Genomic DNA, 12,993 nt, shown 5'->3' on the forward strand with positions numbered 1-12,993 from the left:
GGAATTACTCACTTGGGTTAGCGTAACGGAAGAGAACATCCGACACAGAATAGAGCCTTTCATGGGTAAAAACGAGACTTGTCGCGCCGCCCTGCTCCCGCATCCAGCGGGTATATAGTCCCTCAAGCACGGCGCAAAAAGCAAAGCACCAGCGGGTCCGGTGCGCTTCTTCCCGCGCGACCGGCAAACCCTGATGATGAAATGCCAGCCCATCATCACGGGTGTCGATATCGATAAAACCCCAGTTAAATAGCGCCAGTTGCGCATTGATATTGGCTTCCAGTTCGCCCACGGTTTCCGACGGCGGAAGCGGCGTGCGTTCCGCCATTGCATCGCCCATCTGTCGCAGGAACGGCAGACTTTCTGCTTCACCGACGTTGCTTACCATGCCGTCAATCATTACGCTCAGCAGATCGAACCAGCCCGGCGCCGTTTGCTGCTGCTGAAACCACGAGAGCAACGGCGTATCAGAAGTGTGTGTCATCATTTGTCTCCTAACATGTACCGGAGCCAAATCCCGGCGGTGCTTTCGTTATAATTGCCGAAGGTGTCGTAGCCGACTCTGCCACCCACCGTCATATTTTTATTCACGTTGTAATCCAGCCCCGCATGGAAATTGTAGCCGATACCGTTTTGCGAAGTACCCCGGTACTGCGCCTCTTTAATAAAACCCAGATTCGCCAGTTGCTGGAGCATCTTCTGTGCCTCAGGCTCGGTCGGGAAATAGTCGCTTTTATCCTGGGTATAAGACTGATAACCCACAGCGCCGCCAATACTTAGCTTCCAGTTATCGATTTTCTGCGAAAGATCGACCGGTAAAGAGACGCTGACATAGTTCTGCGGGCTGAAGTAACCGCCCTGGCCGTAGGTGAAATAGCTGAGGTTTTTCGAGAAATCCATCCAGCTCACGCTCAAACCGGTCTGCAACTGGCGGAAATCGTCGTGCCAAGGGCGTAAATAGACCCCGGCGTTGGCGTTCATGCTGGTGTTACTGGCAACGTCCGTTCCGAGATAGCTGTAACCCCCACCGCCGATGTAAAACCCGGCATCGCCATCATCGTAACTTAACTGTACCGATCCGCCGTTTTTGGTGACCTGCCCCCAGCGCTGACCGGAGTATTTATCCTGTAGCCCGACATACGATAGCAGGCTGTCGGTGATCGCGCGGCGCTCGCCGGTAAAGATCAGCGTCAGGTAGTTGGTCAGTTTCGGCGACCACTTCACGCCGCCCACCAGCGAAGTAAGATCCTGCCCGAGCGGCGTACTGCCGATATCCAGCTTGTAGCTATCGCCGCTGAGCGCCATATTCAACTCCACACCGCTGGCATTTTGCGAATCGGTAGAGGCGTTAATCGCGTCGTTGTAATTCTTCTTGTAGTTCGATGCACTCAGGCTTTTCAGGCGGCTCGAACTCAATAAAGAGGTCAGGTTATTGTAACCCTCATCGGTAAACGGCGTTAGTTTGCTGGCATCGGCATAACGTGCCAGATCGGTAAATTTATCGCTGCCGTCCGTTGCCGTAGAGCTGTTGGCATTGCTGATAGAAGTGGCAATATTGCTCGCCGCATCCGCCAGCGGGTTTGAACCATAACGACGCCAGGCGTCTCCTGAAGCGCTACCGGAACTGAGGCTGACTGGCGTGGCAGTAAATTCAAAGCGTGCATCGCCGAACGGCGAGCTGGACCAGGTCAGCGGCGCTTTCGCTTCCGTTAACTTGCTGGTGCCGCTTTCCCCATCGCGACCGCGAATATCCACTTCACCTTGCAGCCACATTCCGGTTTTTTCGTTCATCTGCTGCATCATGTCATCCACCTGGCGCAGCGTACGGCTTTGCGCCGTTTCCACTGGCAGATCGGTACGCATGGTGCCCGGCAGATTACTGCCCGGCTCTCGGGCGACCTGCGCCACTTGCCACGGTAACGTCTGCCCATACAGCGACTGTGGCGCAGCCGTGTCAGCCGTGGTTTTACTGGTGGTCATAAACGGATTATCAGCCAACAAAACACCACCAATTGTCGGCGTGGCCTCGCTGTTGGTTGACTCCAGCCCAACCAGCTTGCCGCGTGCGCTACGCAACAAAGTCATCGCCTGCTGATGGTTGCCCTTCGCCTCTTCCAGCCGCGCCAGCAACAGCAGGCGTTCCGGGGAACTGTTACTGTGCAGGCCATTCGCCAGCGTCTGTGCTTTATCAACGTTATTTTCCGCCAGCGCCACATCAATCGCGCCGACACGCGCGGCCTGATCGTCGCTGTCACGCGTCATCAGGTAGTCATACAGCACGCCCGCTTCTTTGTTCATTTTGCCGCTCTGGTAGAGACGGCCCATGGCGAACATCAAATCGGTATTCTGCGGATCGCTTTGCAACGCGCGAATCAGCTTGTCATAGGCGGCGGCATAGTTGCCCTGCTCGCGCAGACGATCGGCTTCATTAATCACATAACCGTTACGCACGCCCGCCAGCTGCGCCGGGGTGCTGCGCGCCTGCATCTCCGGGCTGGAAACAAACGTCTGCGCTTCCTGGTTCAGCCCGGCCTGATTCAGCACGGCAATTTGATCGGCGTAATCCCCGGCATTGCCCTGCACACCCTGCTGCATATTCGCCCGCACCAGCGAAACCGCTGTTGTCAGATCGCCGGTTTGCGCCAGCATTCGCGCCAGTTTTCCGGCATCAGCCGGGCTTTCCGGCGGCGTGCTGGCAAGCGCTTTCAGGGTATTCGACGCGGCAACAGTATTGCCCTGCGCCAGGTAACGATCGGCGGCCGCCATTTGCAGGTTGTAGTTCACCCGGCGGGCGAGATCGCGCGTCTGGCTGTTTTGCCCCGCAGGCGAGATCCGCGACAACAACGAGCTGGCCTGCTGCCAGCCGCCATTTTCACTGGCGAACAACGCAGCGGCATACAGGGAGCTGGCACCCGCGCCGCTGCTTTGCGCCGGAAGCATGACATTAGCCGCTTCACTCTGCTGGCCGGATTGCTGTAATAACCGCGCCAGATCGAGACGCAACCACGGATCGTCCGGCAAGCGCTCAACGCCCTGACGCAACAGGACAATCGCCTGCGGTGTATTGCCGCTGGCGGCAAGTTGTTGCGCCTGGCGACGTAGCGGATCGCCCGGCGCACCAGTTACCACGCGCGGTTGTAGCTTCGCCTGCAAGCTGGCCGGTAAGGTTCGCAGTATGCTCTGGGCTTCTGCCGTCTTATTTTGATCGCGCAGAACGTAATAGAGGTTTTCGCGCGCCGGGGCATTCTGTGGCTGGTCGGTCAGAATAGCGCGCAGCGCCTGTTCCGCCTGTGCGTAATCTTTGTTCTGGCGTAACACATCAGCGCGAAACAGTTTTGCCGCCGTTCCCTGCTCGCCGCTCTGCTGCGCCAGCGGTGCAGATAAGGCCAACGCCTGGCTAACATTGCCCTCTTTCAGCGCCTGTTGCGCCTGCGCCAGTTGGCCGTAAAATGCCGCATCTTCCGCCTGTGTTTTGCGCTCGGCGGAGGCATCGCCGCCCTGGCTCGCTGCCCGGTTCAGGTATTGCGCCGCCGCCTGATAGTCACCATTGCGCTGGGCGATATACCCCATGCCCGCCAGTGCATCAGCATCCTGCGGGTTGGTTTGCAATACCTGTTCAAACTGCCGCTTCGCTGTACTGCTGTCGCCGCTGTTCAGTGCGCTAAAGCCCGCGCCTTTAGCCGCACCGCCGATGTTTTTACGGTAATAATCCTGAACTTCGCTGTCCTGCGGATGGCGCTGTAGCCAGGTGTCGTAGAAGCGCTCATCGCCGGACTGCGGCCCAAGCCACAGCAGTGCCTGACGTAAACCGGCATCGGCATCTTTGCTGCCACTGGCCATCGGTTCGAGCAGTAAAATTCCGTCGCGACGCGTCTCTTCACGCCAGGTGAGCATCTTGCCCAGCGCCACGCGCGCAGCATTGTCCTGCGGATTCTGCGCCACAATGTGCTGCATCTGCGCCAGCGCTTGCGGATAGAGCGCTTTGTCACTCGCCATCGTCAGGTAGTATTCCGGCGCCAGACCCGGCGGCGGCGTATTGCCGTTAAACAGGCTACGCCAGGTCTCCAGCGCAGCCGGAATATTGCCGCTCCGCGCCTGCTGACGCGCCAGCGTGAGCTGGCCTTGCGGCACCTGCGCCATCTGTCTGGCGTTATCCAGCGCCTGTAATTCGCTATCGCCGGGCGCGGTTTGTGCCAGCCGCGCACGCCACTGCGCGGCGGTCTGCAAATCACCATTTTGCTGTGCCCACAGTGCCATCAGGTACATCGCCTGGGTGTTATTAGCATCAACCATTAACACCTTTTTCAGTGACTCTATCGCCAGGTCGTCATGGGATTTTTCATGCCAGTAGTTGGCCTGATCGAACAGGGCTTTTAAGGCCGCTTCATTCGGCGCAGCCTGTGCCTGCCCGGCAACGCTAAGCGCAAGTGCGCCGGAGAGGCAAACGGTCGTCCACCGTCGGGCGGTTTTGTTTCGCATTGTGGTCACCCTTTTCACTTGCTGTTCTCCGGATCCAGACGTTTACGCTCGCGCTGTTTCAGCGCCAGATAGAGCAACCAGCCCGCCAGTGAACCAACCAGCAGTCCCAAAATGGCCAGCAGAGCTGAGTGTTGGTTGGCATACCAGACCACCATCATCTGCGGTGGCATTTGACCGCTCGGGAACTGTTCGCCGACGCGGAAGCTGCGCACACCGTTTTCATTGGTGATGATGGCGACATCGCCGCGAATACCGGCGTTAATGCGCGACGAGGCCAGATCGTTATGCAGATGCGAAAGCTGTTCATCGCTGCTGCCCAGCGCCAGTACCACCAGGCGCTCATCGTTCCACGGCGAGCGGAAACTGATAAAGCCGCGCCACGCTTCGTTAGAGGAGAAGTAGCGGTCGGCTTCCAGGCCTTCGGCCGCCCAGTCCCCCGCTATCCAGCGCTGCACTTTCTGCCACAGGGAAGGCGCACGCACGCCCAACGTGTTGTCACGGGTGATAAACGGTGAGTCCGCCAGCAGCGCGTGGTTGAAGTCGTGTTGATCCATGCCCGTGACCGCAAGCACGTCGCGATCGCGCACCAGTTCTTGCAGGCCGCCGCCAGTGGGAACGCCGAGCACCACGCGGTTATGTCCCAGCGCCGTTCCGGTGGCATTACCGGAGCGCGCAGCCATATCCAGCAGCGTAGCGAGCTGCGTTTCTGACGGGTTCTGCGGCAGCATCAGCACTGTTTCCGCATAGTCCGCCATGCGAGTAAACGGGAACGACGCGCCAACGAAATAGGAGAGGTTCGGCAGCAACGCAAAGTGACGCGTGTGGCTTAAATCAATCCATGAATCATCGTCAATACGGCTCTTAATGTTGTTGTTGAGCAAGGTGCTGCACGGCGCATTCTCTTTCGGCACGATGTTGAAGTAGAGCGAGAGCTGGTTATCACCGTAGATCATGTACGGTTCTAGCGGCATATCGAACGACTCCTGGCGTGCATCGCCGCCCAGTTTGTGCCACAGCGTTTCCAGCGCACCCTGTTTATTGACCGGCAGGTTGTGCAGGAAAGTGTCGTTCATGGTCATGCTCAGCCAGGAGCGCTGCTCGTCGATCCAGTTTTCCGACGGGAAGCGGTAACCAATATGCAGTGGGATGGTTTCGCCATCCCACAAAAACAGATCCGGCGCAGCGCGAAATGCCACCTGCAACGGCGAGTGCCAGATCCCGGTGGAGGTCAGGTTTTGATCTTTGCGGATCAACTCATGAAGCTTGATGGGACGATCGGTTGGGATCCAGCGCGGCGCATCATAGGGTTTGCTCGATGGAATGGTCTGCGCCGTAACATCGATTGCAGGTGTTTGCGGCTTGAAATTGCCCCGCGTCAGCCGCCATGCCGCCGCACGCAGTTCATGTTCATCTTTGCCGACAACCAGCAGCAGTTTGTACACCGGGTTCGCCGGGTTATCGATAATTTTCAGCAACGGCTGCGTGGTTTGCGGCAACGTCAGGCCGCCGATCTGCTCGCCAGGATGGCCGATCAGGATACCGTTCTGTTCCGGCAGGCGATCGTGATACGCCGCAAACGAGATGCCGCGATAATCGGCCTCAATCCCCATCCACGAGGAGATCAATGCACCCGCGCTAATGGCATCGGCGCTCAGCGTCGCGCCGAACGCCATCGCAATGGTCGTTGGCGACATCTGCATGCTGTCAAAGAACGGGCGCGGGAAGTGGCTCAGATCGGCGCCGACATCCAGTTGCTGACCTTCCAGCTCAAAACGCGAATCCGGCAGGACAGTGACACGATACTTATCGTTCAGATCGCGCTGGCACTGCATCGCATCGCCATCATTGATTTTGAAGCTCAGGTTGTTACTGGAAACCATCAGCGCTGCCGGAATATCTAGCTGGTAGCGCGACAAATCGCTATCGGTCGCGGTCAGCGGTACGGTGCCCAGCGGCTGGCCGTTAAGCATCAATTGCAAGGTCGCATTACGCGCCGCCATTGCCGGGGAGACCTTCAGATTCAGCGCCAGCCGGGCGTTGGTAATCACCTGATCCATCGGCAGGGTAAAATCGACGCCGCCCTGGAACTGGCCGCCGCTCAGGGTTAACCCCTGCGGTTGCCCCATCTGCGCCAGACTAACGCTATTGATCACAGACGGCACAAAGGCCGATGCGCTTTGCGCCGTTGTCGGCGGGGGTAAATTGACCGGCAGCAGCGACGAAACCGTTGTTTCCTCACTGTGCAGCGGCGCCATAAACAGTGTACCGATCAGCATAGCCAGCGTTGTCAGATGTTTCATACGCTGCCCTCCTCCGCTTTCGCCGCCAGTTCTGCCCGCAGGCGGCGGTTTTCCCGACGCGATTTCCAGGTCAGCCAGAAGAGATCAAAAACGCTGCGCACAATGGTCACCATCGAGCGGAATGGGTTGTCCTGCGGTTTCGGCGGATGGATCCAGGCGTCCGCGCGGGAAAGCACCACGCGCACCAGTTCACGGCGGCGCGATGGCGGAATATCGTCGAACATCAGGCGGATATACTCTGCATCGCTGGCGATGATGCGAACCGGAATGGCAATCGCACCCGATTGCAGCAGCAGTTCAATCTCTTCGATTTCATCGCTCTGATGGCGATCGTCCGGCACCACGATACGGCAGCCGCCCATCGATAAATCGGCGGTCTTGCTGCGTGAGGTAATACCGCTGGCATAGTGGATCAACACCGGAATATCGACATCAATACGGATTGTTTTGCGGGTCTGGCGGGTTTCCCGCGCCACGGCAATCGCCGCCAGCAAGAAGATCAGGCTGTACAGACCCCAGCCAACATTGAGGGCGATAACGCGCGGATCGACGCCAAAGTAATCATGGGCGCAAGCGCGGACAATCCCGGCAACCACGCCGGCTGCCAGCAAAACCGCAATAATCAAATGCGGGCGCACCACACTGAAATCAAAATAGCCAACGTTCAGCAGGCCGCCTTTATCGGTGACGTTAAATTTCCCGCGTTTCGGGAACAACATAGTGACCATTGTCGGCAGGACAATATGGAACGCCAGCACGATGTCATAAATCTCGCCCCAGAAGCTGTAACGGAAGCGTCCGTTCAGACGCGAATTAACGTACACCGCAAGGAACAAATGCGGCAGCGCATAGGCAAAGACCAGACTGGCCGAGGAGTGAATAATGTTCAGGTTAAATAGCAAATAAGCCAGCGGCGCGGTCAAAAAGGCGATTCGCGGCAGCGCGAACTGGTAATAAAGCATCGCGCTCAGGTAGCACAGACGCTGCGGAAGGGTCAGCCCGCGTCCCAGCAGCGGATTGTCGAGGCGGAAAATCTGGGTCATGCCACGCGCCCAGCGGGTACGCTGGATCACATGCAGTACCAGACGTTCGGTCGCCAGACCTGCCGCCAACGGGATATCGACAAACGCCGTGCCCCAGCCCAGACGCTGCAATTTCAGCGCGGTATGCGCATCTTCAGTCACCGTTTCCACGGCAAAACCACCAATCTCCTCCAGCGCGCTGCGACGGATCACTGCGCACGAGCCACAGAAAAAGGTGGCATTCCAGTTGTCGTTGCCTTGCTGGATCGGGCCGTAGAACAGCGAGCCTTCATTGGGAATGTTACGGCCTACCGACAGGTTGCGTTCAAATGGATCCGGTGAATAGAAGTAGTGTGGCGTCTGCACCAGCGCCAGTTTCGGATCTTTCAGGAAACCGCCGACCGTGGCTTGCAGGAAAATTCGCGTGGCGACATGGTCGCAGTCGAAGACACAGATCAGCTCACCGTGGGTAAGCTTCATCGCGTGGTTCAGGTTGCCCGCTTTGGCGTGCGCGTTGTCATTACGGGTGATATACCCGACGCCGACATCGGCGGCGAACACCGCAAACTCCCGGCGTTTGCCGTCATCAAGCAGGTAGATGTTCATCTTATCGCGCGGGTAGTCAATACACTGCGCGGCGAGCACCGTATCACGCACTACATCCAGCGGTTCGTTGTAGGTCGGAATGTAGACATCCACCGTCGGCCACAGGCTCATATCATCCGGCAGTTGTACGAGTTCACGCTTCAGCGGCCACACAGTTTGCAGGTAGCTCAGCAGCAGCATCACCCATACATAGACTTCCGCCAGGAATAGCCCCATGCCAAGCAGAGTTTCAATCTCTGAGTTAAAATGCAGGGTTTGCGTCAGGCGGAAATAGATATAGCGTGTCGACAACAGCGCCGACATCACGACCATAATCACTGAAACGCTGCGCTTTTTGCAAAAGCCAAGCAGGAATAAAATGCCTATGCTGATCAGGCCAAAAATATACTGCTTTTGGCTGTCCATCGGCGTAATGACCACCAGCAGGGCGACAGGAACCATTGCCAGCACCAGCAAAACAGAAATAAGCTTTTTCATAGGTTGCCCGTGAGCGTTAGAAACCAGACATGCGCGGCGAGTTGTGAACCGTCCCGTCACCGATTTGGACGCCTAAGATGCCGGCGACGCGTTTTGCAATAAGTTCAATATCGAAAGCGGCTGCGGAAGCCGGGCTAAAATCGAACACCGACTGCTGTGAGGCATTCGCTTCAGCAACACTTTCATCGCGGTGCAGCACACCCAGAAGCTGGTTACCCAGGCGCTGCTCAAGAAACGTGGTGACATCACGGCTGATCTGGCGGCGATTGTCGCTCTGGTTGACCACAAAATAGTGGCCAGCTTTACGGTTGAGCACCTCTCCCGTCAGGCGGTTGTTTTCGATTTGTGGCAGCAGGGAGAGCGATGCGGTATCCGCCAGCAACGTCACCAGATGCACATCAGCCAGCCGCGACATGGCCTTTAACGCAGCCGACGGCCCTGGAGGAAAATCCGCGACGATAATCAGCCCAGGATAGTTCAACAGCGCATTCAGCCCACGCGTTAAAAAGTGCTCGTCATTCGCCAGCCGCTCTTCAAATGTGAGGCGCTGCTTTTCCGTGGCATCGCCATAAGGCAGAACGAAGATATTGCCGCCTGCGGTCAGGACAAACTGGCTCCAGTCCGATGATTCCGCCGCTTTGGTAACGTAGCCGCGCCCGTCGGTGAGCGGTACACCGAAATGCAGGCGCAGCGCATTCTGCACGTCAAAATCGAGCGCCAGCACTTTACTGCCTGAACGGGCCAGCGCATACGCCAGATTCGCCGTCAGGGTCGTTTTTCCGACACCGCCTTTCGGCGAACAAACACAAATCAACGGCATGACGCGATCCTTTCTAACAACGAGTGCAATGGCTGGTTTTTTTCCGTTTTCGGCTTTGCTTCCGGCGTTTTGGCGGCGAAGAGTTGCGCGTAATTGACGGCGGCAGATTTTACCCCTCCGGCAGTCAGCGCTCTCACCGGGGCGGACTCGGGAACCGAAGCGGGCTCGGGCACCGAAGCGGGCTCAGGCACCGAGGGCGGGATGACCGTCGCAAGCTGGCTGGCAACCGCTTGAAAAATGGAAGGAGCCGGTGTTGACGCAGGCTCGTTGACGTCGGCAGCGGATGTGTTCTCTGTGCTGGCAAAAAGATCCGGTTCAACGGATTGCGGGACGGGGACAGAAACATGGCCGCCCATGGTCAGCATCGATTCATCCGTTGCCGGAGAGAGTTGCTGGATCAGCGTCCAGTTTCCCTGGTCGCTGCCAGGGTTTTGCGCGGAGAGATCCTTAAAATTGTGTTTCTGGTTGCGGGTTTTATCCTTAAACCTCTGCAAATCATCATAATGATTCATTGTTAATCTCATGATTTACAAAATAATATTGTCCCCACCACCGCTAAAGATCTCAGCGCCCGGATATTGGTCGAGTTGTGGCTTTTTATTTTGGCTGTGCTGTGTTGCGTGGGTACGAGATAATGTTTCGGCGATGACCTTCCGCCTGTTTTTACGTGTTGCATTTCAGGATTGCTAACACGATGTTTATTTCCGGTAAATATATAAACAATCCCCATACATGTGCCATCTTTTTTTGTCGCGGTATCCATTAAAGTATTAACGTCCAAAAATTCAGCGACATCATAGGTATAAAAACCAATTTAAACCAAATTATTATTAATTAATAACGCTTAATAATTTATTAAAAGAGTATTAATCCAGACAAAGAAATAATATTTTTAATTTTCAATTACATATTGAAATATTTAGAAATAATCAGCAGGAGTCACAAAACTGTTTTATTCCGCTAACCCATTATTCCTGCTGGAATTATCTCTGCGTCCGTTTTTTTAAGGGAAATTTATTGGAAGTTCCAAAATGAATCCGGAATGTTTATAAGAATTGTCAGCAACGGAAAATATCGGCTAAGCGGGTTCAGAGTAAGAGCCTATCCCAGTAGGCGTAATTGTTGCCGGTGGTTTGGACACGGACAGCGCGGAAAAACCGGAGCGTACACGTAGTACGTGAGGATTTTGAGCACTGCCCAGGGCCAAACCAGCAAATAAAATAGCCTAATGAGATAGGTTCTAAGATGGCAGGCCCGGCAACCTGAATGCTGCCGGGCACAGTGGATTACGCGTGTGGTTTCTCGCCGTTTTCTTCCTGGTCGACGGCAAAGCAGGCGACCAATTGACCACCGTAATCTTTCAGTTGCGGCTGCAACTGCGTGCAGGGGCCGAAACGACGGGAGCAGCGGGCGTTAAAGGCGCAGCCCGGCGGTGGATTCAGCGGGCTTGGCAGCTCGCCGATCAGTTTAATGCGCTCGCGGCGCTCATCCGGATTCAGGCGCGGCGTTGCAGAGAGCAGCGCCTGAGTGTACGGGTGACGCGGATTAGAGAAGATCTGGTCTTTCGTGCCTTTCTCCACACAGCGGCCGAGATACATCACCATCACTTCATCGGCAATATGCTCAACCACAGACAGATCGTGGGAGATAAAGACGTACGAAAGCCCCAAGTCCTGCTGCAAATCCATCATCAGGTTGAGCACCTGCGCACGCACGGAGACGTCCAGCGCGGAAACCGGTTCGTCGGCAATCACGACGTCCGGATCGAGCATCAGGCCGCGGGCGATAGCAATACGCTGACGCTGACCGCCGGAGAACATATGCGGATAGCGATCGTAATGCTCGGTTTTCAGACCGACTTTCGCCATCATCGCCAGCGCTTTTTCCCGACGCGCCTCTTTGCTGAGGGAAGTGTTAATCAGCAGAGGTTCTTCGAGGATCTGCCCCACTTTTTTACGTGGGTTCAGCGAGCCATACGGGTTCTGGAAGACGATCTGAATCTTCTGCCGACGCAGCTTCTGCGCATGGGGATCGTGTTTCAGCAGATCCTGACCCTGGTAATACAGCTCGCCGCCAGTCGGGGTTTCAATCATCGTCAGCAGACGACCGAGCGTGGATTTACCACAGCCAGATTCACCCACCACTGCCAGCGTTTTACCACGCTCCAGGGTGAACGACACGCCATCCAGCGCCTTCACCAGGCGTTCCGGGGCAAACATCCCCTTCTTCACCGGGTAGTATTTTTTCAGGTCGATAGCCTGCAACAGCGGCTGTTGCGGGGTGGCCTCGTGCATACTCATAGTGTTGGCCTCCCGGCGTCATCGAGTGGGTAGTGACATTTGGACTGACGGCCGCCATCAACGGTGTTCAGGGCCGGTTCCTGCTCGCGGCATTTATCCGTTGCATACGGGCAGCGCGGATTCAGCAGGCAGCCATTGGGGCGATCATATTTGCCCGGAACAACACCAGGCAGCGAAGCCAGACGCGCTTTGTCCTGCGCAAACTCCGGCAGTGCGCGCAGTAGCGCCTGGGTGTAAGGATGGCGCGGCGCGCGGAAGATATCTTTCGCTTCGCCGCTTTCTACCACCTGGCCGGCGTACATCACAATGATTTTGTGCGCCGCTTCCGCCACCAGCGCCAGATCGTGAGTGATCAGGATCAGCGCCATATTCTCTTTTTGCTGCAACTCCAGCAAAAGCTCAATGATCTGCGCCTGGATGGTCACATCCAGCGCGGTGGTGGGTTCATCGGCAATCAGCAGTTTTGGCTGGCAGGCAATCGCCATGGCAATCATCACGCGCTGGCTCATACCGCCGGAGAGCTGGTGCGGGTATACATCCAGACGCGAGGCCGGATCGGGAATACCGACCTGCGTCAGCAGGTCAATTGCGCGCTGACGACGGGTTTTTTTATTCCCGCCCTGATGCACCTTAATCGCTTCCATTATCTGGAAACCGACCGTGTAGCACGGGTTCAGGCTGGTCATCGGATCCTGGAAAATCATCGCCACTTCGGAGCCCACCAGACTACGGCGCTCTTTTTCCGAAATACGTTTCAGATCCTGGCCGTTGAACTTCAGGTTGTCGGCCATTACGCGGCCGGGGAAATCAATCAATCCCATAATCGCCAGTGAACTGACGGATTTACCGGAGCCGGACTCACCAACGATACCAACCACTTCGCCCTGGTTCACGCTGTAACTTACGCGGTCTACGGCGCGGAACTCGGAGCCAACGTCGCCGAAGTGCACCGATAATTTATCTACATTTAATAACGCCATCTCGAACCT

Annotated in this window: 8 protein-coding genes; all 8 read right to left on the minus strand. The window is 56.5% G+C overall.

Translation table 11 applies throughout. The features are described 5' to 3' along the window. Positions 1 to 4: 4 nt before the first annotated feature. The 8 genes from bcsD to dppD all read right to left on the minus strand — a co-directional run bounded on the left by bcsD (position 5) and on the right by dppD (position 12,984). Complete coding sequence (gene bcsD, locus GA0061070_RS01480; protein ID WP_090133050.1) at positions 5 to 487, minus strand: cellulose biosynthesis protein BcsD; 483 nt, start codon at positions 485 to 487, stop codon at positions 5 to 7. Then, entirely contained in the window at positions 484 to 4,479 is a 3,996-nt protein-coding gene (locus GA0061070_RS01485) for a cellulose biosynthesis protein BcsC (RefSeq protein ID WP_090133052.1), read from the minus strand. The genes bcsD and GA0061070_RS01485 overlap by 4 nt, the downstream gene beginning before the upstream one ends. Before the next feature lie 14 nt (positions 4,480 to 4,493). Beyond that, the gene (gene bcsB, locus GA0061070_RS01490; RefSeq protein WP_090133054.1) at positions 4,494 to 6,779 is read right to left on the minus strand and encodes a cellulose biosynthesis cyclic di-GMP-binding regulatory protein BcsB; all 2,286 of its coding nucleotides are present in this window, start codon (positions 6,777 to 6,779) and stop codon (positions 4,494 to 4,496) included. Further along, positions 6,776 to 8,884 carry a UDP-forming cellulose synthase catalytic subunit gene (gene bcsA, locus GA0061070_RS01495; protein WP_090133055.1) on the minus strand — a complete coding sequence of 703 codons (2,109 nt, stop codon included), beginning with the start codon at positions 8,882 to 8,884 and terminating at the stop codon, positions 6,776 to 6,778. The genes bcsB and bcsA overlap by 4 nt, the downstream gene beginning before the upstream one ends. Positions 8,885 to 8,900: 16 nt before the next feature. Continuing rightward, positions 8,901 to 9,704, minus strand: a complete 804-nt coding sequence (gene bcsQ, locus GA0061070_RS01500) for a cellulose biosynthesis protein BcsQ (protein ID WP_090133057.1) — start codon at positions 9,702 to 9,704, stop codon at positions 8,901 to 8,903. After that, positions 9,695 to 10,216 (minus strand): cellulose biosynthesis protein BcsO, encoded by a 522-nt coding sequence (gene bcsO, locus GA0061070_RS01505; RefSeq protein WP_090133059.1) that lies wholly within the window; start codon positions 10,214 to 10,216, stop codon positions 9,695 to 9,697. Before bcsO ends, bcsQ begins: the two co-directional genes overlap by 10 nt. 774 nt (positions 10,217 to 10,990) lie before the next feature. Further along, entirely contained in the window at positions 10,991 to 12,004 is a 1,014-nt protein-coding gene (gene dppF, locus GA0061070_RS01515; protein WP_090133063.1) for a dipeptide ABC transporter ATP-binding subunit DppF, read from the minus strand. Next, positions 12,001 to 12,984 (minus strand): dipeptide ABC transporter ATP-binding protein, encoded by a 984-nt coding sequence (gene dppD, locus GA0061070_RS01520; RefSeq protein WP_090133065.1) that lies wholly within the window; start codon positions 12,982 to 12,984, stop codon positions 12,001 to 12,003. The genes dppF and dppD overlap by 4 nt, the downstream gene beginning before the upstream one ends. Positions 12,985 to 12,993: the final 9 nt, after the last annotated feature.

Source organism: Kosakonia oryziphila, assembly GCF_900094795.1.
Taxonomy (GTDB): Bacteria; Pseudomonadota; Gammaproteobacteria; order Enterobacterales; family Enterobacteriaceae; genus Kosakonia; species Kosakonia oryziphila.